This is a genomic window from Paraglaciecola sp. 20A4, assembly GCF_011378905.1.
Classification (GTDB): domain Bacteria; phylum Pseudomonadota; class Gammaproteobacteria; order Enterobacterales; family Alteromonadaceae; genus Paraglaciecola.
This window is the reverse complement of record NZ_WTPY01000035.1, coordinates 26,209-47,455: the sequence shown is the minus strand read 5'-3', so window position 1 is coordinate 47,455 and position 21,247 is coordinate 26,209. Positions and strand designations below refer to the sequence as shown.

The window sequence follows — 21,247 nt, the reverse complement described above, 5'->3', positions numbered from 1 at the left end:
TTGCTACCGACTGCAAGTAAGCTCGGCGGAACTTGTTTGCTACCGACTGCAAGTAAGGTCGGCGGAACTTGTTTGCTACCGACTGCAAGTAAGGTCGGCGGAACTTGTTTGCTGCCAACAGCAAGTAAGGTCGGCGGAACTTGTTTGCTGCCAACAGCAAGTAAGGTAGGGGGAACTTGTTTGCTGCCGACAGCAAGTAAGGTAGGGGGAACTTGTTTGCTACCGACTGCAAGTAAGGTCGGCGAAACTTGTTTGCTACCGACTGCAAGTAAGCTCGGCGGAACTTGTTTGCTACCGACTGCAAGTAAGGTCGGCGGAACTTGTTTGCTGCCAACTGCAAGTAGGGTCGGCGGAACTTGTTTGCTACCGATTGCGAGTTCTAGGTGCAGTTTCTTCTCTAGCATATTTTTGGCAATTGAATCGTAACCAACTAAACACGTGATCGAAAAAGAAGTAATAGACATAATTGTTAGTAGTAATTTCATTTTTAATTCCTTTGTTCTTAGATTAAGAAATTAGATGTTACATTACTCAAACAAATTAGTGTTTTTTTACTTTATGCGCTTATTAACCGCTCTTTGAAAAGCTTATTAGCCTCATTAAATACAATCCACAAGGTAAATGTTGCAAGAGACTGCATTATATATGGGTATACGTAGTATATGATTTGAATATATTTTATTTGGAATACGTGCCTCAATATATATTCAAATATATTAAGCCCTTCAATGAAAATATATATTCTAGTGACTTGATATATATACCAGTCTAAATTTATAGACTTCCCAGATTTTGATGTGAATTGCTCAGTCATTTGAATACGTGAGAATAGAAAATGACGAGTAAGTAAACCCAACCCTACTAATGCTGCATACCAATAAATAGCAGGCGCAAGAGTGTATCCGATTATAATCCAGTATATTTCAGCTGAAATACAGAGCAGTAAGATCAGTAAAGAAATCTTGCTCATTTTATCGAACCAGAACTTATAAATAATAAAGAACAATAATAAATATATGGTTATTTTTGATAGCCAATGGTTATAAAGCTGCTCGGCAAAAATAAACCATAAAGCCTCTTCTAACACTCTAATTACAGCAAGTATTAATATAATACCTAAAACATTTATATCTTTACGACAAATAAAGCCGGTAAATAGTAGTATTCCGATAAAGATCCGATCAAAAACAAGTGCATTGCCAAATGTTAAGATACCCGCGGCGATAAAAAGCCCTCCAAAGAGGGCCGTAATTATCTTGGGTAAGTAGGCACGAACTAACATTAGGTATGATTAAAGCCGAAATAATCCATAACGGTAGAGAAAAAGGATTCACGGGTCTGTTCAGATGCTTTTTGCCGGCACACTGACCACCATTTACTGATAACCTCTACGCCGATACTGTTCATCGTTTCTGGTTTTTCATTTTCAATCGCTGAAACTGTTTCTCGGCTAATACCAACTCGCTGGGCAAGCTCGCCTTGGGTGTATCCAGCTTCTTTACGAAGTGACTTTAGTTGCACACCGCTGAACTTCTTTCTACGTGACATAGTGAGTTGGTTTCCTAGTGATAATATGATGATATTTTCTAAACGGAACCTTAAATTTCGGTTTAAAAAACTACCCTTTATTAGTCGAATATAAGGGAATGCTGATAATTTGTAAACGCACATTAACAAAGAAAACGTATAAAATTTTTGTTATCTCCGGTTTATACTTTTTAAGGATGCCGCTTCTCCACATCACATGGATTGTTGCTAAGGCTACTGTCGACGGGTATTAAAGTATGCATATATTCATTAAAAATAATGCTCTGTAATTATGCTGTAAACCAGATTAAACCTGTGTCTAAATAGGAAACTACGGGGTAAGCGCCATTTTGCTGCCGAAATATTAAACGGGTATTATCAATGTTTTCTATAAACTGCTTCCTGCTTATCCTTGATTATCTTGTCTATTGCCCAGTGTTAGTCTAATCGTCAGTAAGTAACGTCAATTCAGTCGTGATTCGAAAGCAGATACAAAATTTTTTGATAGGCTATTAAGGTGGCTCTTCTCACTTTTTTAAAGTAATTTCGAAATACGCGACAAGATGTCGGCCTCAATTATGTGCTGCGTAACTTACTAATTAATCAACGGGTAATACTATTCACATTAACGTGCTCAGTAGATAATGTTTTGCCCAAATTTTTAAACAAGGATACATAAACATGCAAAGAACGATCTTGGTAACTGGAGCGACAGATGGTATCGGTTTTGAAACGGCAAAAATGTTGCTACTAATGGGGCACAACGTGCTGTTGCATGGTCGAAATAGTGAGAAGTTACAACACGTGCATGCCACGTTAACGAAAGAAACTAATAATGACAGCTGCGAAACGTTTACCGCCGATTTGTCATCTATGTCAGTGGTAAAAAGTCTGGCTTCAAATATTGTAACTAAACATAATTCTCTAGATGCGATCATCAATAATGCTGGGGTTTATAGTGCTCCCACACTCAACACAATTGACGGACTAGATATAAGGTTTGCGGTTAACACGATCGCGCCTTATATACTGACAAAGGCGTTGCTGGCGTTAATGAACCCTGCTGCTCGGGTGGTGAATGTATCTTCAGCTGCGCAAGCCACAGTGAATTTGGATGCACTCGCCGGTAATACAACACTAAGCGACGGTGAGGCGTATGCCCAAAGTAAGTTAGCGTTAACAATGTGGTCGCGTCAACTAGGCTTACAGTTACTCAAAAATGGACCTTCAATTATTGCGGTTAATCCCAAATCTTTATTAGGCAGTAAAATGGTAAAAGATGCCTTTGGTATGGTCGGTGGTGACTTGCGAATTGGTGCTGATATTCTTTGTCGCGCGGCTTTGTCTGAGGAATTTCTGAATAGATCGGGACAATACTTTGACAACGATATCGAACAATTTTCGGCCCCACACAAAGATGCGCTCAATGAAAAAATAACCCAGTCGGTAGTTTCAACCTTGGACAAAATAATTGCTCGGTGAAAAAGTTTAACTGGTTTTCTAGCATTATTAACAGCCTTACGTATTAAGTTAATATAACCAGGGCTTTGCAGGTTTTCCTAGGGGCCAATTCAGACAGTCAAGTGCAACTATAATCAATTACAGCGAAACTCAAGGAACAGCAATGACGTCAAATATAGTGTGCACGGTAGAAGGTTAAATTTAATCCGGCAAGAAAGAGGCGTTCAAGCTCCTTATGGCTCAATTGATAGAGGCAGCTAAAAACGAACTAGGCACACTAGTTTTCGAGTGGTCGATTGGTGATAATCGCGCCGATATTCATATTTATGAACGTTATGACGATGAAGTGGCAGGCAAAGTTCACCTTGGCGCGTGGGGGGCAAATGAGCCGGACTTTAATGATATGGTAAACATCGCCGAAGTGACAGTTTTCAGCAAAAAATCCCAAGAACTACAGACTGTAGTTGCGGGTCTAGCACAGTATTTATGTCGCCCTAGGTGGCTTTGACTGGTAGATTTGAATCTTATAAGTTATTTCTGTCGCGAATTTATGGCGTTTTAAGAATAGCTCCTCGTATTCCTTAAAATATATCGCAAACTGAGACAAAGCATATGGTAACGACCATATGCTTTGTCTGTAGGTATCATGCCGTTATCGGTTTACTTTGTCTCACTTAATAAACGCTGATAGATAAGGTCTTTTAATACTGCTCTATCGTGCTTCATCTGATGCATAGATTCATCGTCAATCGGCGCGTCTTTCAATTCTAAAACACGAATTTCCTTATCTAAGTCGTTATATTTTTTCGCTTTTTCTGCAAACCTATCATCATTTTTACTGAGAGTAGATATCACTTCTTTGTATTCTGGGAAATCGTTATTAAGTGAATGATTTTCGCCTAACATGGTAACTCCTTTATTGAATAGGGGGATTGATGAAACATTAACTTAGTACATGGATTGTCTCTCCAATACTATATATTTGTCTCACACATAGATTAAATAGGGGCGATAAATGCTTTGTCAATCCCCAAGCGACGTTGATTCGGATTCCAGGTAATTGAAAAACGTTGTTATTTTTCTAGAGTCCGTTCCCAATAGGGCGTTTGTCCATAATAATCAACAAAGTAGTCAATAAAAGCTCTGACCTTCGGTGCCAACAATCTATTACTCGGATACACACCCCAGACTGCAGTCTTAGATACTAACGGAAAATCGGCTAATACTTGAACCAGCTTACCCTCCTTCAGCGCCTGATAACTGCACCAGATTGATGACAACCCTAAGCCTAATCCTTCTATACATGCATCACGCACGGCTTCGCCATTATCTATCCGTATATGCCCATTAGTTTTAACGTTGACTGACCCTTTTGCGGTTTCAAACTCCCATAAATCTAAGCCCGTCAGGTTAACCGTTTGATGATGCGTAATATCTTGCGGATTCTTCGGCTCTCCGAATTTTTTAATATAGGCAGGGGATGCGCAAATAATACGTCTGTCAGGTGCTAGTTTCCGAGCAATTAGGTTTGAATCTTTTAATGCTGCGTCTCGAATAGCAATGTCAAATCCCCCTTCGACGAGGTCCACGATTGAATCATTAAAGCGCAGATCTAATGATAGGTCAGGGTAGCGGGATAAGAAACCTGTTAGCCCAGGTACGATATGCATGCGTCCGAATGATGCTGGCGCGGTAATACGTAAAATGCCCTTAGGATTGTGCTCGCCGTTCCCTAATGACGCTCTTGCGGTTTCAATGTTAGTCAGTATTTCCTCCGCGTGGGGCAAAAAAGCCTCACCTTCTTCGGTAAGTGATACTTTACGTGTAGTTCGATGCACAAGGCGTACACCTAAATTATCTTCGAGCTTGCTAATATAAGCACTGGAAACCGCCGGCGATAAATTTTGTTCTTGACCCGCAGCGCTGATATTTAAGGTTTTAGCAATACGTACGAAAAGCTTAAGGTGCTCAATATTCATTCTATTATCAACTAAATCTAAAAACTGATTGTATATATAGCTTAATTATCAGCATAAAGTAATGGCGTTATAATGTTCGCTCTTAACATAATTAAGGCCGTACTGATGAAAGCGATGATTATTAGTGAATTTGGTGATTCCAATGTTTTTACTGCAGCCGAGTTGGCTAAACCAGCATTAAAGCCTGGTCATGTTTTAGTTCGTATTGTTGCCACGAGTGTCAATACGGTTGATTTGATGATTAGGCAAATGGGCCCTGAATTACCCTTATCGCCCCCTGCGCCAGCGGTCTTGGGTATGGATTTTGCTGGTACAATCGAAACCCTAGGTGAAGGCGTCACCGCATATACGATTGGTGATGAAGTGTACGGTTGTGCTGGTGGATTAGCAGACATACAAGGTTCTTTAGCCGAGTACATGTTGGCTGATGTTAAGTTAATTGCTCATAAACCAAGAAATTTATCTATGCGTGAAGCAGCCGCATTGCCGCTAGTCGCCATAACGGCCTATGAAGGTCTTGAACGTGCACAAATTAAAGCCGAGCAAAATGTATTGGTACACGGTGGCTCAGGTGGTGTGGGCCACATTGCTGTGCAACTTGCACGTTATTTCGGAGCCAATGTTTTCTCAACAGGTGGTGGGGATAAGCAAATAGCGTTAATTGAAGCGTTAGGTGCAACGGGTATTAATTATAAAACCGAAACTGTGACCGATTATGTGCAAAAACATACGCAGGGCGTGGGGTTCGATGTGGTATTCGATTCTGTGGGCGGGGTAAACCTACTTAATTCGTTTGATGCGGCTGCATTAAATGGAAACGTTGCGACTACGGTATCGCTGCTAGAACTTGATTTATCGACCGCACATTTTAAAGGTTTGTCTTTGCATGTGGTGTTTATGCTGATCCCAATGCTGCACAATTATAAGCGTGAAGCTCATGGAAATATTTTGGCAAAACTAACTGACATCATCGAAGCAGGTCACTTACGTCCAGTACTTGATGAAATGACGTTCAACCTTGAAGAAGTAGGTAGAGCTCATGATCGTTTAGGCAGTGGAAAAGGCTTGGGTAAGGTCGTTATCGACATATAGACATTTTATCAGGCCTGTATTATTTCTCTTTAAAACGCCTATTTAGTCCAGAAAATATTGCTCGAAACTCCCTTATCATTAGGAGCTAGCCGTGATTACTGATAAAAACACGGCTGGCCTCAATGTGTTGAAGACTTGGGCAACATAGGCCAATAGTGGTCAATACTCTTACTGTTTGGCATTTCGATGAAAGTGATTAACATAAGCTTGTAATATTGAATCCTAAGTATTCAACTAATAGTTTACGTTTAGCTATTCAAGCCGCTGCAAAGATGTAGAAATTTGTCTCTTACCAAAGCAATCGGTAAATACCTTTGTTTCAAAGGGTTTACTCACTGAGGCACTTGAAAGCATCATTTGTCAAAAAGCTCAAGGCTATCTTGCTTGGTTTAATCGTACATTGGAACCAGCTCGAGTGGCACAATTTAGAGAGCTGATTAGCCTCCGTCTGAAAACCGATACTGATTTCTTAGGGGTCATCGAAATTGAACCACATCACTAAATCCACATTTCATCATTAAAGCACCATCTTTCGCACATAATAGTTGTTGGTTCTACCAAACACTCGATAATAAAACGAATGCTAACAGCGATAACAAGCAAGGTTGCTGTAACATAAAGAACCATGCCCGCCAAAGTGTTTGACTAAGGCTCAAAAGCGCAGTTCCGGCCTGCAAGGTACTGCAAAGCACAATGGCGACTGTCAGTGAAATTTGATATTTGTGTGGTCGTTTTTTACGGAGCATTCATCGTACCGGCTAAAAAGGATACTATGTTGCTCATGGTTTTATCGTTCAAAAATAGTGATTTGTGAATTTCAATATTTCAATTAAGGATGCTTAAGTGGATGTTAGAATCTAGTAGGACAATAATCCCTGTTGAAGCAACAAATTCAGGTTGGCAAAACGCACTAAATCACCGTAAGTGGGCAAATGAAGAAGGATCCTACAAGCATTGATTGTTTATGTGTCTAATATCAGCGAAAATAGCGCGCAATTAAGATTAACAAGACGGATTTGACGATTGAAGCGCTGTTGAGGGCTTCTAAATGTGTATACAAAACCGTGAAAAATAAGAAGATTTTATTAGATGTCTAACGCTTTAATCCCGCAGGAAGTCTCACGTAGACGCACTTTTGCCATTATTTCTCACCCGGATGCGGGTAAAACCACCATCACAGAAAAAGTATTGTTGTTCGGCAATGCACTTCAGCGCGCGGGTACTGTTAAAGGTAAAAAATCAGGACAGCATGCTAAATCTGACTGGATGGAGATGGAGAAAGAGCGGGGGATATCCGTTACCACATCCGTTATGCAATTTCCCTATTCAGGATGTTTGGTTAACCTATTAGACACTCCAGGGCACGAAGATTTCTCAGAAGATACTTACCGTACTTTGACCGCAGTCGATTCCTGTTTAATGGTGATTGATGCTGCTAAAGGTGTTGAGGCTCGTACAATTAAGTTGATGGAAGTCACGCGTTTACGCGATACCCCAATCATTACTTTTATGAACAAACTTGATCGTGATACCCGAGATCCTATCGATTTACTCGATGAAGTGGAAAGCGTATTAAACATTAAATGTGCGCCCATAACTTGGCCTATTGGCATGGGGAAGGAGTTCAAAGGTATATATCACTTATTACGTGATGAAACGGTCTTATACAGCACAGGTCAAGGGCATACCATTCAGCCGAGGCGCGTGATAAAAGGGTTAGATAACCCCGATTTAGATGCGGCTGTTGGGGTTTATGCCGATGAGTTACGTGAAATGTTGGAACTGGTTAAGGGCGCATCTCACGAATTTAATCTGGAAGAATTTATTGCCGGTGAGCTCACGCCCGTTTTCTTTGGCACCGCGATGGGCAACTTTGGTGTTGACCATATGCTTGATGGATTAGTTGAATGGGCTCCTTCACCCCAAGGTCGAGAAACAGACCTAGGTAAAGTTGAAGCTAAGGATGATAAATTCAGTGGCTTTGTGTTTAAAATTCAAGCCAATATGGATCCAAAACATCGGGACCGAATTGCTTTTTGCCGCATTGTATCAGGTAAGTATTCAAAAGGTATGAAGATGCACCAAAGTCGTATTGGCAAAGACGTGCGTATTTCTGACGCGTTAACGTTTTTTGCTGGTGATCGAGAAGTGCTAGAAGAGGCGTATGCAGGCGATATTATTGGTTTACATAACCACGGTTCAATTCAAATTGGTGATACATTTACCTCTGGTGAAAAGTTCCGTTTTGCGGGTATACCAAACTTTGCGCCTGAGTTATTTAAACGTATCCGCCTACGTGACCCGCTGAAACAGAAACAATTGCTTAAAGGTCTTATTCAACTTTCAGAAGAAGGCGCAGTGCAGGTGTTTCGACCTCTGCAAAACAATGATTTGATCGTTGGCGCAGTAGGGGTGTTACAGTTTGACGTGGTGGTCGCACGCCTGAAAGGCGAATATAACGTGGACGCTTTATATGAACATATCAACGTCGCCACTGCTCGCTGGATTTACGGAAAAGATGAACGAAAAGTCGATGAGTTTCAACGTAAAGCAGAGGCAAACCTAGCTCTTGATGGCGGCGACAACCTAACGTATATCGCTCCCACAATGGTAAATCTGTCACTAGCGCAAGAGCGTTATCCTGATATAGAGTTTCATCAAACCCGCGAACATTAATAGATGCTGGGACAATATGTCCCCCTCAATACACAGTTATATGTGTGTCCACAAGTACGGTTATTGGCTTTAAAAATATGAATTTACATACCCTATTATTGAAAAAATTTAGTGCTGCTCTTACGGCCATTGGCGCCCCTGAACATTCTCCTGCGCCTCTTAGTCGTGCAACACGTGTGGGGTTCGGCGACTACCAATTTAATGGCGCGATGGCACTGGCTAAAGTACTCAAGCTCAAGCCAAGAGATATTGCTGAAAAAATCGTTGAAGCGGTTGAGCTTGACGGTATCGCTGAAAAGCTTGAAGTAGCAGGCCCAGGTTTTATCAATATTTATTTAAGTAAAACATGGCTGGCCAGCCAACTTGCGAATGCCGCAGCAGATACGCGTTTAAATATAGATGCGCAGCCGAGTAAAACCGTGGTGGTGGATTATTCATCGCCTAACTTAGCCAAAGAAATGCATGTAGGCCATTTGCGCACCACGATCATTGGTGATGCAGTAGTTAAAGCCCTAGAGTTCATGGGACACAACGTGATCCGTCAAAATCACATGGGTGACTGGGGTACACAGTTTGGTATGTTGCTTGCGCACTTGAATGACAAGCTCCAAGCGGATCAAGTAGCTGAAACAGCACTTTCTGATTTAGAAGACTTTTACCGCGAAGCCAAAGTGCGTTTCGACGAAGAAGATGGCTTCGCTGATAGGGCGCGAGAATACGTCGTTAAATTGCAAGGCGGTGATAGCCATTGCTTGGCGCTGTGGCAGAACTTTATCGATGTCTCTATTACGCACAGTGAAGAGGTTTATCACAAATTAAACGTCAGCCTTACTCGTGATGATATCATGGGCGAAAGTGCGTATAACGATGATTTAGCGAATGTGGTTCGCGAACTTCAAACAAAAGGATTAGCGGTAACCAGCCAAGGGGCTCAAGTCGTATTTATACCTGAATTAGCAGATAAAGAAGGTAATCCGGCTGCTTACATAGTGCAAAAATCTGGTGGGGGCTACCTATATGCTACTACTGATTTAGCCGCTATACGCCATCGCTGCGGCACTTTGCATGCAGATCGTACCCTGATTATGACTGATGCGAGACAAGCATTGCACTTCAAACAAACTGAGATTGTTGCTCGTAAAGCAGGTTTTATTGCACCAGAACAGACTTATGAGCATTGCCCGTTTGGTATGATGTTGGGCAATGATGGCCGTCCGTTTAAAACCCGTACAGGAGGCACCGTTAAGCTCGTTGAATTACTGGACGAAGCAGTTGAACGTGCTGAAGCTCTATTGAGTAAACGTGAAACCGATTTAAGCACCCCAGAGCTAAAAGTATTGGCCAATAAAATTGGTATTGGCGCCGTAAAATATGCCGATTTAAGTAAAAATCGTACCACTGATTATATGTTTAGCTGGGACAGTATGCTGAGTTTTGAAGGCAACACAGCTCCTTATTTGCAATACGCTTATACTCGGGTTATGAGTATTTTCCGCAAAGCAGACGTGGATCACTTAACGTTAAATGCGCCCATTACGCTGAACGCCCCTCAAGAAAAATTACTTGCGGTGAAGCAATTACAATATGTTGAAGCCATCAATCAAGTGATTGCCGAAGGGACGCCTCATGTGTTGTGTACCTACCTCTATGAACTTGCCAGCTTATTTATGAGTTTTTATGAAGCCTGCCCGATGTTAAAAGATGGCATAACACAAGATGTTCGTGATAGTCGTATGACATTGGCCGCACTGACCGCTAAGACCCTGCAATCAGGGTTAGGGCTATTAGGCATAGAAACCATGGATCGCATGTAATTCGACATTAAAAATTTGCTTTAACGTTTTTCACACCCGCTAATTTGCGGGTGTTTTGTTTAAACAGGCAAAGAGACTACCTTAGTTTAAGCCGATTTTTTCCCTCCAAGGGGCTGAGATCTGTCATTAAGGGATAAAATCCGGTAAAATCCGCCGCCATTCAACCGCAATGACAATGTTAAGATTTATGTTCGAAATCAATCCAATACTAAATACAATCAGTGATGTAAAGCAACGCAGTAAATCACTTCGGGGGTATCTTTGACTACGATCAAAGAAGTGAGCGCCTCGAGGAAGTTAATCGCGAATTAGAAAACCCTGATGTATGGAGCGATCCTGAGCGTGCTCAAGCCTTAGGCAAAGAAAAAGTCGCGTTAGAGCAGATTGTTAATACGATCGTATTGCTCGAGCAAGGTTGTATTGACGTAGAAGAGCTTCTAGAACTGGCAGTTGAAGAAAACGATCAAGAAACCTTAGATGAAGCTGAAAAAGATTTAGCTGAGCTTGTTAGCCAGCTCGAAAAACTTGAATTCAGACGTATGTTTAGCGGTCCAAATGATGCAAATGACGGTTACATCGATATTCAATCTGGCTCTGGCGGTACTGAAGCGCAAGATTGGGCTAACATGTTATTGCGTATGTATCTTCGCTGGGGGGAAGCCCACGGTTTTAAAACAGAATTAATTGAATTGTCAGATGGTGACGTTGCTGGAATAAAAAGCGCCACTATACGTTTTGAAGGTGAATATGCTTTTGGATGGCTGCGCACAGAGACCGGTGTTCATCGACTCGTTCGTAAATCACCCTTTGATTCTGGTAGTCGTCGTCATACCTCGTTTGCTTCTGTATTTGCATATCCAGAGATTGACGATGATATCGAAATTGATATTGATCCTTCTGATTTACGCATTGATACTTACCGCGCGTCTGGTGCGGGTGGGCAGCACGTAAACAGAACCGATTCTGCGGTGCGTATTACCCACGAACCAACGAATATTGTTGTGCAGTGCCAAAATGATCGTTCACAACATAAAAATAAAGCCCAAGCGATGAAACAGCTAAAAGCAAAACTGTATGAATTCGAAATGCAAAAGCAAAACGAAGAAAAACAGACCATGGAAGACAGTAAGTCTGATATCGGCTGGGGCAGTCAAATCCGCTCTTATGTATTAGATGATTCGCGGATTAAAGACTTACGAACAGGCGTGGAAACACGTAATACACAAGCCGTATTAGACGGTGATTTGGACAAATTTATACAAGCCAGCTTAAAGTCTGGATTGTAAGCAAACCCACATTAATTTACAGCTACTTGAAATCAGGAAAGTCGATGACTGAACAGCACCAAGATGAAAACAAGCTCATAGCTGAGCGCCGCACTAAACTTTCGCAGATACGTGAAAACTGTAAATCAAACGGCTTTCCCAATACTTTTCGTCGTGAATTTTATAGCGACGATCTTCAAACCGAGTTTGGTGAGCACGAAAAAGCAGCCCTAGAAGAACTAGGTAAAACTGTCAGCATCGCTGGTCGTATTCTTGCTAAGCGTGGACCATTCTTGTTGTTACAAGACATGACAGGCCGTATTCAAGCGTATGCGTCCAAAGATACCCAAAAGGATATCAAAGAACGTTATACCAGTTTAGATATCGGTGACATCATTGGTGTTAAAGGTGAATTACATAAGTCCGGTAAGGGCGACTTATATGTCAACATGGATGAATATCAATTGTTGACCAAATCCTTGCGACCCTTACCTGAAAAGTTCCATGGCCTAGCGGATCAAGAAACTAAGTACCGCCAACGTTATGTTGATTTGATCACTAATCAACAAACCCGCGAAACCTTTATGATCCGCAGTAAAATCGTAACGGGTATTCGTAACTTCTTAAGTGAGCGTAAGTTCATGGAAGTAGAGACTCCGATGTTGCAGGTTATCCCTGGCGGTGCAACGGCTAAACCTTTTACTACGCACCACAACGCGTTAGATATCGATATGTACCTGCGTATCGCACCAGAACTTTACCTGAAGCGCTTAGTGGTCGGCGGTTTTGAACGTGTATTCGAAATTAATCGTAACTTCCGTAATGAAGGTTTATCCACTCGTCATAATCCTGAGTTCACAATGCTTGAGTTTTATCAGGCCTACGCGGACTATCATGACTTGATGAACTTGACGGAAGAAATGCTACGTACGGTTGCAAACGACGTACTGGGCACAGCGATTGTTAAAAATACCATTAAGGATACTGAAGGTAATGTTATCGAAGAGAAAACCTATGACTTCGATCAGCCATTTCAACGCTTAACGATGAGTGAAGCGGTTATTAAATATTGGCCTGAAGCGAATGCTACGGCAATTAATGATCCTGAAGCACATCTTGCTGAGCTTAAAGTGATGGCGAAGCAGTTGCACATTAAAGAGCCTGAAGTAGATGGTATTTGGGGCGCAGGTAAGTACTTGTGTGAAATATTCGAAGCCACTGCCGAAGAGCAACTTGACCAACCAACGTTTATTACGGCATATCCATGGGAAGTTTCACCTCTTGCGCGTCGTAATGACGACAATCATTTCGTAACAGACCGTTTTGAGTTTTTCGTTGGGGGTCGTGAACTCGCTAACGGCTTCTCTGAGTTAAATGACTCTGAAGACCAAGCTGCGCGATTCCGTAAGCAAGTGGCCGAGAAAGATGCGGGTGATGATGAAGCCATGCATTTCGATGAAGATTACATTCGTGCCCTAGAATATGGATTGCCGCCTACAGCAGGTGAAGGCATTGGCATTGACCGTTTAGTGATGTTATTCACTGACAGCTCTACTATTAAAGACGTAATTTTATTCCCGCATATGAAGCCGGAAGTCAATGCAGACAAGGCTGAATAATCAGTCTTTGAACGTACGGCATTATTATCGTTAGAAAGCGCTTAGCAAAGGCGCTTTTTTTATGTCTGTGGATCTATTATGAGTTTGCTTAGATTTATGCAAGTAAAGTGTGATTAATAATGCGCTTCTAACGCCGTGATACACTTAAGTAAGTTTTGATTAGCGGGTACGTTTATGCCAAGAATTTGAGCTTGCTGGCAGATATAGCCATTGATGAAGAGGATTTCAGATTGACGCTTGTGTGTTATGTCTTGATACATGGACGAGTAATTTACGCTGGTGGTTTCAATGACGTGTTTTACTCTATCTACCAGTATGCTCGGTTCAGCGCTAAAACCGCAGGCAGTCATTACATTTGCCGTCTCTAAACAGATATCCTCAATGATAGAATGATATTGAGGCTGGGCTAATTGGCCATTTTTGATTTGATGCAATGCTGTCAACGGGTTAATAACCGCATTTATAGCTAGTTTATCCCATAGAGCTTGTTCAATATTAGCATGCCAGCAACATGGTGCTAATAGTGAGGTTAGCAATGCATCTCGGTTGGTGTTATTGCACCTCTGTGGGGGTGAGTTTTGTCCCCGTGCAATATAGCCTAAATGACATATGCCTAAGCCTGTTTCGAACAGGGTTGTGGCATTGGGTTTATAAGCCGCATGGCTGGTGGTGGCTGCAATAATTGGGTTATTGGGTAATAATGCTTTTACTGCTTCTATTACGCCCATCCCATTATGTAATAACACCAGTGTCTGCTCAGCGCGTAGATGCGGTTTTAGCTCAGCAACGCTATCCGCAATCTGGTAAGCCTTTACAGGTAAAATGATAATATCAGCCTTGTTCAATTGATTGATTTCTAACGGCTGAATTTGAATATTGTGAATGTGTTTAAATATATCAGTGGCAACTAATGTAAATGCTTGCTGTGTGCGCGTGACAAGGCAGAATTCTTGTTGCTGATTATGACATTTAAGTGCGAGCAAATTACCTATGGCCCCGTTGCCAACAATAGCCAATTTCACTGTTCGCTATCCCTTGCGCGAAGCACTAGTTGGCCAGTTTTGTGACCAAGGCTGATTATATTCATCAAGCGCATTATGACAGGCTTCAGTATTAAACAGTTCGCCGCTAGTGGGAGGGCAACAGATATCAATTTCCTGAGTTTGATAGCAAAAGCGCAAACAGTAGGCATGTAAATATGTTCTGTCATGCTCTGAACTTTTATATAAAACATCGCCTAAAATTGGACTCCCTAAACTTTTTAGCATTACCCGCAACTGATGCGTTTTACCGGTCAAGGGTTTAAGTAAGTAAAGCCTAATACCCGGTGAGACACTTTTGCTAAAAAACTGGGTTGTGGCCACGGCTGTACCATCTTTGCTTAAGGCCCATTTACCATCACGTATTTTTTTCATTGCACCGCTGATAGTACCCTGTTTCTTCTTGGGTTTGGCTGTGCCAAGGGCAAGGTAATATTTTTCTATTTTACGCGCTTCGAATAACTTCCCTAGGGTGCTTGCGGCTTGTGCGTGTTTAGCCAAAATAAGTAAGCCTGAGGTTATTTTGTCTAAACGATGCACCAACCAAAGTTTATCGATAGATAATTGCTTACAGATAATGGGCAAAATACCCGAGGCATCTTGTTCATTCTGGACGCTCACCCCAGCAGGCTTGTTAATAATAAGAAAATCAGCGTGCTCAAAAACGATTTCGATTAGGGCAGGGCTGAGATTACTCAAGCAAAGCAATCGCTGCTGGGTAGTCTAAATCATCGATAGCACTGAGCAGAGAAGCTTCAGTGGCGCTATCTAATGCACAATCTCGTATATACTGCTCTAGTTTATTGGGGGTGATAAATTCGTTTCTTTTTAATGCCGTAAGCAATGCTTGTTTACCTTTTGGGTTATTCACTTTAGCTGCACTGGGTGACGGCGCAGCGTTGCTGCCTGTTGACGATTCTGTATATCGATTTACTGTGGTCAGTGTTTGCATCAGCACGGCAAGGTACGTTGTCGAATTGATATTTTCCGGGGCCTCGCTTTTTATATACGCTTCAAAGTCACGACTGGCTTGATGAAGTGCAGTCATACCTAAATTGCCACTAACCCCTTTAATCGTGTGAACTTGTTGGCGTACAGCATCTAAATTTTGTAAGCGAATATCACTGACCAGAGATTGTTCTACGCCAGTATATTGCTCCGCAAATTTACCAAGCATTTTAACTAATAGGCTCTCATTGCCACTGAATTGGCGCAATGCAAAGTCCATGTCGAAAATTACGGGGTCTTGATTCATTCACTAGATCCTTCGAATAGAATGTGATTTAACGTGAATTCAAACAGTATAAGCTGAGTGACTTTATTGTGACTGAAAGGGTAGACTAATAGTCTAGTGTAAATCAATGGGCAAGTTTCCTGTGGTAAAAAAAATCCTTATATTATCGGCAATTACTGGCGTTCTCGTTGCATGTCAACCTACCAATACGGTGACACAACCGTTGACTTCGAACTTACCTTCAGGGGTAACCTTGATTGCTGAACATTCGGCGAGCCCAAATAGCGTCAGCATTCCATATAAAAAGTATCGCTTAGAAAATGGCTTAACGGTGGTTCTGCATGAGGATCATTCAGATCCGTTAGTACGCGTTGATGTGACGTACCATGTGGGCTCTGCGCGTGAAGAGGTAGGTAAATCGGGATTCGCTCATTTTTTCGAGCATATGATGTTCCAAGGCTCGAAAAACGTCGCTGACGACGAACATATTAAGATTGTGACCGAAGCGGGCGGTAATATGAATGGTACCACCAATTCAGATCGCACAAATTATTTTGAAACAGTACCGGCTAATCAATTAGAGAAAATGATGTGGTTGGAAGCCGATCGTATGGGATTCTTACTTGACTCGGTTACCCAAGAGAAGTTTGAAATTCAACGCGAAACGGTGAAAAACGAACGTGGGCAGAGCTACGATAACCAACCTTATGGTTTGCGCAGTGAGCGTAACTCAGAGGCCTTGTATCCAGTAGGCCATCCTTATTCTTGGTCTACTATCGGATATATTGAGGATTTAAACCGCGTTAGCGTGGACGATTTGAAAGCGTTTTTTAAACGCTGGTATGGGCCCAACAATGCGGTATTAACGATTGGCGGTGATATTCAACCTGAGCAAGTACTTAGATGGGCAAATAAATACTTTGGTTCTATTCCGTCTGGCCCAACGGTAGTTAACGCTAATAAAGAATTAATCAGTCTAGATGAGACCCGCTACGTCACGTTAGAAGATGAAGTACATTTACCGTTGTTACAAGTAACGTATCCGACTGTATATGTGCGCCATAAAGATGAAGCGCCATTGGATGTATTGTCTAATATATTAGGTTCAGGTAAGACGTCATTATTTTATAAGAACTTGGTCAAAGATGGTTATGCCGTGCAAGCATTGGTGTCACATCCATGCCAAGAATTGGCCTGCGAATTCCAACTTATAGCTTTAGCTAACCCCCAAAACAGCACTAATTTATCGGAGTTATATAAGCGATTTGAGCAAACTCTCGCAGAATTTGAAGCGCGAGGCGTAAGTGAAGATGATCTAAATCGCACTAAAATAGGCATAGAGTCATCAACTATTTTTGGCTTACAAAGTGTTTCAGGTAAGGTATCAACTTTAGCCTCAAACCAGACGTTCGATGACGAGCCTGACATGGTGCAATATGACCTTGACCGATACAATGCCGTTACTGCAGATGATGTGATGCGGGTTTATAAGCGCTATATCAAAAATAAGCCCAGTGTTGTGTTGAGCATAGTACCAAAAGGTCATACAGAGCTTGCAGCAAAAGCGGCAAACTTTACTCCACCAGCCCGTAAATTGGATGATGTTAGTACGGTAAAAGAACATATAGCACAAGCTGCAATTGTGGATGACTTTGATCGCAGCGTGCAACCATCAGCGGGTCCTTCACCTGTGGTGGACGTTCCAGATTTTGCGAAAAAGACCTTCGATAATGGTTTAACTCTAGTAACCTTGGACAGTAAAGAAACGCCTACGGTGTCAATTAGCTTCAATATGGAAGGCGGTCCCTTACTCGATCCTATTGATAAAGCGGGCTTAGCTTCGCTAACCGCGCAGATGATGAATGAAACCACGCAAGGCTATACAAACGAAGAGATGGCTAATCAGCTTGCTTTGTTAGGTAGCAGTATTCATTTTGACGCTAACGGCCGTTATACGACTGTACGTTTAAGTAGTTTAACCCGAAGCCTTGATGAAACGTTGGGCTTGTTAAATAAGAAACTATTTCACCCCGCCTTTTTAGAGAGCGATTTTCTGCGTCTAAAACAACGCACGGCTCAGTCACTTCAACAGCAAGTTAAAAATCCATCGGTGTTAGCCAGCAGGGCTGTAAGTGAACTGCTATTTGGAAAAGAAAATCGTGTTAGTTTACCTGACACTGGTACGTTACAAACCTTGGAGAATATTACCTTAGATGATATCAAAACCTACTACAATCGTTATTATTCCCCAGCAAAAGCGAATGTGGTAGTTGTTGGTGATATAGAGCCCAATGCATTACAGGGCGCGTTAGCCTTTCTAAGCGATTGGTCTCCTAAGCCATATGAGATTAAAGACTATGCGAAATTTCCAGAGCCAGGAAAGCCAGTGCTTTACTTGGTTGATAAACCAGGTGCTAAGCAATCTGTGGTAACTATTTTCAAACGATATTTACCTTACGATGCGACCGGTGAACAATTTAGAAGTAAATTGATGAATTTTGCATTGGGCGGTGTTTTTAGCAGCCGTATTAACCTTAACCTACGTGAAGATAAAGGCTACACCTACGGTGCCTCGACCGGTTTTATTGGAGGGAAAACCCTCGGTTGGTTTGATGCTAGTGCTGATTTGAAACAAGAAAATACCGCCGATGGTATACAAGAGATGCTTAGCGAAATTAGCCTATACCACGACAAAGGTATGACGCAGGACGAGCTAGAATTAATGCGCAATGCATTTACCCAAGGTGATGCGCTGGAGTATGAAACACCTGCAAGTAAAGCAGGCTTTTTACGGCATTTATTAACGTATGATCTAGATAAGTCGTATAGAGCCACGCAAACTAATATTATTAATAACATCAGTAAAAATGAATTAAACGCACTGGCAGCTAAAGTGTTGGACCCCAATTCGATGCAAATTGTGGTAGTGGGGGATGCGAATGTTATTCGTAGTCAATTAACAGGCCTCGGCCGAGAAATTGTTGACTTAACCGTTGAATATTAAGGTTGAGCGCTGAGTGAAAAAACACTCAGCGCCGGTCTTTGTTCCTTGAAAAAACATTAAGGCTCCCCATCTAGTGAGGGTTGCTGACTATATTGGAATTTATTTTGCAGACATTAGATAAAGATTTTAGCGAGCGTTTAGCTATTTTAGCAGGTGACGATCTTGCCTCAACGCTGGTAGGAATAAGCCACGGAATAGAACGCGAAGCGCTGCGTATTCAACCTAATGGCAAGTTGGCTCAAACGCCGCATAACGAAAAGTTAGGCGCCGCGTTAACACATGAGTATATCACTACGGATTTTTCAGAATCGCTTTTGGAGTTTATTACTCCACCGGAGCGAAATGTAGATAAAACCATAGATCAATTACGTGACGTGCATAAATTCGCCTTAGCGAACATAGGCGACGAATGTTTATGGCCTATGAGTATGCCTTGTTACATTGACGATCAAAGCGAAATTCCTATTGCTCAGTTTGGAAAGTCAAATGTTGGCAAAATGAAAAGCTTGTACAGAGAGGGCCTAAAGAACCGTTACGGTAGCATGATGCAAGCAATCGCTGGCGTGCACTTTAACTATTCTTTGCCAGATGACTTCTGGCAGTTATGGCTTAAGCAGGCCGAAAAAACTGAAAATAACAAAGATACTAAGTCAGCTGCCTATTTCGCACTTATTCGAAACTATCGTCGCTTCTGTTGGTTGATCCCATATTTATATGGCGCCTCACCGGCCTTGTGCAGTTCGTTTATCAAAGGTAAAACTACCTCTTTACCTTTTAAAACTATCGGAAAAGGGTCTTTGTACTTACCGTATGCTACGTCTTTGCGCATGAGCGACTTAGGGTATACCAATAGTGCCCAATCCGGTCTGATGACGTGTTACAACCAAGTCGATACCTATATAGCGTCTTTGCGTAAAGCTATTAGCACCCCATCTGAAATATTTGAAAAATATGCCGCCAAAAAAGACGGACAATATCAGCAACTCAACAGTAATGTGCTGCAAATTGAGAATGAGCTTTATTCACCAATACGCCCCAAACAACCTACTAAACCTCTGGAAAAGCCCACAGATGCATTGAATGCTCGTGGTGTAGAATATATCGAAGTTAGAGCATTGGATGTAAACCCTTTTAGTGAGTTAGGTATTGAGCGAAACCAGTTTTTCTTTCTTGATTCGTTTTTACTGTATTGTTTAGTGATGCCAAGCCCTGATATGACACCGGATTCTTATCGAGAAACAGAGTCAAACCTTCGTGCGGTGGTCGATCACGGCCGTGATCCGGCTCTCACCTTGTCTAAAGATGACCAATCAATACCGATGGCTGAATGGGCTGCAGAATTATTCACTGGTATGCGACAAGTCGCGAAAATACTAGATTCTAACGTCGATGTGGCGGAATATAGTTTGGCTGTTGAACATGAGTGGCAGAAGATCATTAATCCTGAGTTGACACCGTCAGCTAGGATCCTTGCGACCTTACTGAGTAAAAATCAAGATAACGGGGCCCTAGGAATTGAATTAGCCGCTCGCTATAAGCAAAGCTTGAGTGAAGAGGAATATCAGTTTTTCGACGCTGAAATTCTTCGCAAGCATGCGCTTAGTTCTTTAGATGCTCAGCATCATATCGAGCAATCTGATACCGTCAGCTTTGATAAATTTTTGACCGACTACTTTACTTATCAATTTGATTAATACTGAATAACCAGTCGATGAGATTTACCTGATGCCGTTCACTTAAGGTGGGCGGCATTTTTGTATGAGCACAGAGTCCTCACTTTAGATATAAATGGTGTAGGTGTATCAATTATCTTTCCTTTTCTTTCTGCTTCAAAATAAGTTGCCTAATATTTTTCTCTATATCCAAGTTCAGTTTAGTTTCATTTCATTTCATAGTTTAAGCACATATTAGTATCTGCATCGACCGAGTACGCCAATACAAAAGTACAGGTTAGTATATCGCTGACATACGCATCATGCTCTATAAAACACCGAACCAGTTAATATCCAAAAACGCTATTCATCAGGGCTCCACATTTTCTTATTGTTTCGACATCTTTAGCGTAAACCATTGGTTAGTGGCACCGTATTAATATTAGATATTTTGATTACGCAATAGATATAGACGTAAGCTAATACTTTTAACTACCTGACCGAAGAGCGGTATTTCTCGTTATCGCTATTATCGAAAAAATATTTGTACCGCCTGTTTTTTAGGCAAAAAAAAGCCCAGCTAAAGAGCTGGGCTAAAAGTCTTTTTGGAAACACACATAAACTAAAACACACGCTACATATGACCGTGGCATATCCGATTAAGTTCACACATTAATAAAAAAAAGTGAATGAGTTCATTATCGCTATTAAATGAGTAGTCAGATAGTTCTATCGGGTCGGAAAACAACTTGGATGGTGGGGACAATACTTTGCAGTTTGCAGTAAGTTTCGGGCAAAAAAAAGCCCAACTAAAGAGTCGGGCTAAAAGTCTTTTTGGAAACACACATAAACTAAAACACACGCTACATATGACCGTGGTATAC

The 21,247-nt window shown here is 41.7% G+C and carries 17 protein-coding genes; 9 read left to right on the top strand and 8 right to left on the bottom strand.

Features of this window, described 5'->3' with window-relative positions; all coding sequences use genetic code 11:
- From GQS54_RS20560 to GQS54_RS20550, 3 genes are all read right to left on the bottom strand, one after another.
- On the bottom strand, positions 1–485 hold a 485-nt coding region (locus tag GQS54_RS20560; protein ID WP_166425794.1), incomplete at its 3' end, for a hypothetical protein.
- Between the two features lie 71 nt (positions 486–556).
- Positions 557–1,282, bottom strand: a complete 726-nt coding sequence (locus tag GQS54_RS20555; RefSeq protein WP_166425793.1) for a hypothetical protein — start codon at positions 1,280–1,282, stop codon at positions 557–559.
- The gene (locus GQS54_RS20550; protein ID WP_166425792.1) at positions 1,282–1,548 is read right to left on the bottom strand and encodes a helix-turn-helix domain-containing protein; all 267 of its coding nucleotides are present in this window, start codon (positions 1,546–1,548) and stop codon (positions 1,282–1,284) included. The genes GQS54_RS20555 and GQS54_RS20550 overlap by 1 nt, the downstream gene beginning before the upstream one ends.
- 660 nt (positions 1,549–2,208) lie before the next feature.
- On the opposite strand from GQS54_RS20550, the gene GQS54_RS20545 reads away from it, so the two are divergent.
- Positions 2,209–3,009: an SDR family NAD(P)-dependent oxidoreductase gene (locus GQS54_RS20545; RefSeq protein WP_166425791.1), complete on the top strand. Its 801-nt coding sequence runs from the start codon at positions 2,209–2,211 to the stop codon at positions 3,007–3,009.
- A 214-nt stretch (positions 3,010–3,223) separates the two neighbouring features.
- Positions 3,224–3,496, top strand: a complete 273-nt coding sequence (locus tag GQS54_RS20540; RefSeq protein WP_166425790.1) for an antibiotic biosynthesis monooxygenase — start codon at positions 3,224–3,226, stop codon at positions 3,494–3,496.
- A gap of 152 nt (positions 3,497–3,648) precedes the next feature.
- Here GQS54_RS20540 and GQS54_RS20535 read toward each other — a convergent pair whose 3' ends face one another.
- Together GQS54_RS20535 and GQS54_RS20530 are read right to left on the bottom strand one after the other, a co-directional pair.
- A complete protein-coding gene (locus GQS54_RS20535; RefSeq protein ID WP_166425789.1) occupies positions 3,649–3,894 on the bottom strand; it encodes a YdcH family protein in 246 nt (81 codons plus the stop codon).
- Positions 3,895–4,061: 167 nt separating this feature from the next.
- Positions 4,062–4,967 (bottom strand): LysR family transcriptional regulator, encoded by a 906-nt coding sequence (locus GQS54_RS20530; protein WP_166425788.1) that lies wholly within the window; start codon positions 4,965–4,967, stop codon positions 4,062–4,064.
- Between the two features lie 105 nt (positions 4,968–5,072).
- Here GQS54_RS20530 and GQS54_RS20525 point away from each other — a divergent pair, with 105 nt between their 5' ends.
- The 5 genes from GQS54_RS20525 (at position 5,073) to lysS (ending at position 13,433) form a co-directional block, all read left to right on the top strand.
- The gene (locus GQS54_RS20525; protein ID WP_166425787.1) at positions 5,073–6,059 is read left to right on the top strand and encodes a zinc-dependent alcohol dehydrogenase family protein; all 987 of its coding nucleotides are present in this window, start codon (positions 5,073–5,075) and stop codon (positions 6,057–6,059) included.
- 1,089 nt (positions 6,060–7,148) lie between these two features.
- Positions 7,149–8,735 carry a peptide chain release factor 3 gene (gene prfC / locus GQS54_RS20520; protein WP_166425786.1) on the top strand — a complete coding sequence of 529 codons (1,587 nt, stop codon included), beginning with the start codon at positions 7,149–7,151 and terminating at the stop codon, positions 8,733–8,735.
- A gap of 77 nt (positions 8,736–8,812) precedes the next feature.
- The gene (gene argS / locus GQS54_RS20515; RefSeq protein ID WP_166425785.1) at positions 8,813–10,549 is read left to right on the top strand and encodes an arginine--tRNA ligase; all 1,737 of its coding nucleotides are present in this window, start codon (positions 8,813–8,815) and stop codon (positions 10,547–10,549) included.
- Between the two features lie 187 nt (positions 10,550–10,736).
- A protein-coding gene (gene prfB / locus GQS54_RS20510) for a peptide chain release factor 2 (RefSeq protein ID WP_166425784.1) occupies positions 10,737–11,835 on the top strand; the annotation gives its coding sequence in 2 pieces (ribosomal slippage) (positions 10,737–10,811 and positions 10,813–11,835; 1,098 coding nt in all).
- Between the two features lie 44 nt (positions 11,836–11,879).
- Entirely contained in the window at positions 11,880–13,433 is a 1,554-nt protein-coding gene (lysS, locus tag GQS54_RS20505) for a lysine--tRNA ligase (RefSeq protein ID WP_166425783.1), read from the top strand.
- 113 nt (positions 13,434–13,546) lie between these two features.
- Here the strand turns inward: lysS and GQS54_RS20500 are convergent, their stop codons facing one another.
- Genes GQS54_RS20500 through GQS54_RS20490 form a run of 3 tightly spaced genes read right to left on the bottom strand, consistent with a single transcriptional unit; the run spans position 13,547 to position 15,728 of the window.
- Positions 13,547–14,455, bottom strand: coding sequence for a 2-dehydropantoate 2-reductase (locus GQS54_RS20500; protein WP_166425782.1), 909 nt, complete (start codon positions 14,453–14,455; stop codon positions 13,547–13,549).
- A gap of 6 nt (positions 14,456–14,461) precedes the next feature.
- A complete protein-coding gene (locus GQS54_RS20495) occupies positions 14,462–15,172 on the bottom strand; it encodes a TIGR01621 family pseudouridine synthase (RefSeq protein WP_166425781.1) in 711 nt (236 codons plus the stop codon).
- Entirely contained in the window at positions 15,165–15,728 is a 564-nt protein-coding gene (locus GQS54_RS20490; protein WP_166425780.1) for an Hpt domain-containing protein, read from the bottom strand. The genes GQS54_RS20495 and GQS54_RS20490 overlap by 8 nt, the downstream gene beginning before the upstream one ends.
- A gap of 106 nt (positions 15,729–15,834) precedes the next feature.
- Between GQS54_RS20490 and GQS54_RS20485 the strand changes: the two genes are divergently transcribed.
- Together GQS54_RS20485 and gshA are read left to right on the top strand one after the other, a co-directional pair.
- Positions 15,835–18,711, top strand: coding sequence for a pitrilysin family protein (locus GQS54_RS20485; RefSeq protein WP_166425779.1), 2,877 nt, complete (start codon positions 15,835–15,837; stop codon positions 18,709–18,711).
- Between the two features lie 104 nt (positions 18,712–18,815).
- Positions 18,816–20,405 (top strand): glutamate--cysteine ligase, encoded by a 1,590-nt coding sequence (gene gshA, locus GQS54_RS20480; protein WP_166425778.1) that lies wholly within the window; start codon positions 18,816–18,818, stop codon positions 20,403–20,405.
- Positions 20,406–21,247 lie beyond the last annotated feature (842 nt).

Bases quoted from the DNA above. Each gene is read 5' to 3' on its own strand.
- GQS54_RS20555 (WP_166425793.1), bottom strand. From the start codon at position 1,282: ATGTTAGTTCGTGCCTACTTACCCAAGATAATTACGGCCCTCTTTGGA.
- GQS54_RS20550 (WP_166425792.1), bottom strand. From the start codon at position 1,548: ATGTCACGTAGAAAGAAGTTCAGCGGTGTGCAACTAAAGTCACTTCGT.
- GQS54_RS20545 (WP_166425791.1), top strand. From the start codon at position 2,209: ATGCAAAGAACGATCTTGGTAACTGGAGCGACAGATGGTATCGGTTTT.
- GQS54_RS20540 (WP_166425790.1), top strand. From the start codon at position 3,224: ATGGCTCAATTGATAGAGGCAGCTAAAAACGAACTAGGCACACTAGTT.
- GQS54_RS20535 (WP_166425789.1), bottom strand. From the start codon at position 3,894: ATGTTAGGCGAAAATCATTCACTTAATAACGATTTCCCAGAATACAAA.
- GQS54_RS20530 (WP_166425788.1), bottom strand. From the start codon at position 4,967: ATGAATATTGAGCACCTTAAGCTTTTCGTACGTATTGCTAAAACCTTA.
- GQS54_RS20525 (WP_166425787.1), top strand. From the start codon at position 5,073: ATGAAAGCGATGATTATTAGTGAATTTGGTGATTCCAATGTTTTTACT.
- prfC (WP_166425786.1), top strand. From the start codon at position 7,149: ATGTCTAACGCTTTAATCCCGCAGGAAGTCTCACGTAGACGCACTTTT.
- argS (WP_166425785.1), top strand. From the start codon at position 8,813: ATGAATTTACATACCCTATTATTGAAAAAATTTAGTGCTGCTCTTACG.
- lysS (WP_166425783.1), top strand. From the start codon at position 11,880: ATGACTGAACAGCACCAAGATGAAAACAAGCTCATAGCTGAGCGCCGC.
- GQS54_RS20490 (WP_166425780.1), bottom strand. From the start codon at position 15,728: ATGAATCAAGACCCCGTAATTTTCGACATGGACTTTGCATTGCGCCAA.
- GQS54_RS20485 (WP_166425779.1), top strand. From the start codon at position 15,835: ATGGGCAAGTTTCCTGTGGTAAAAAAAATCCTTATATTATCGGCAATT.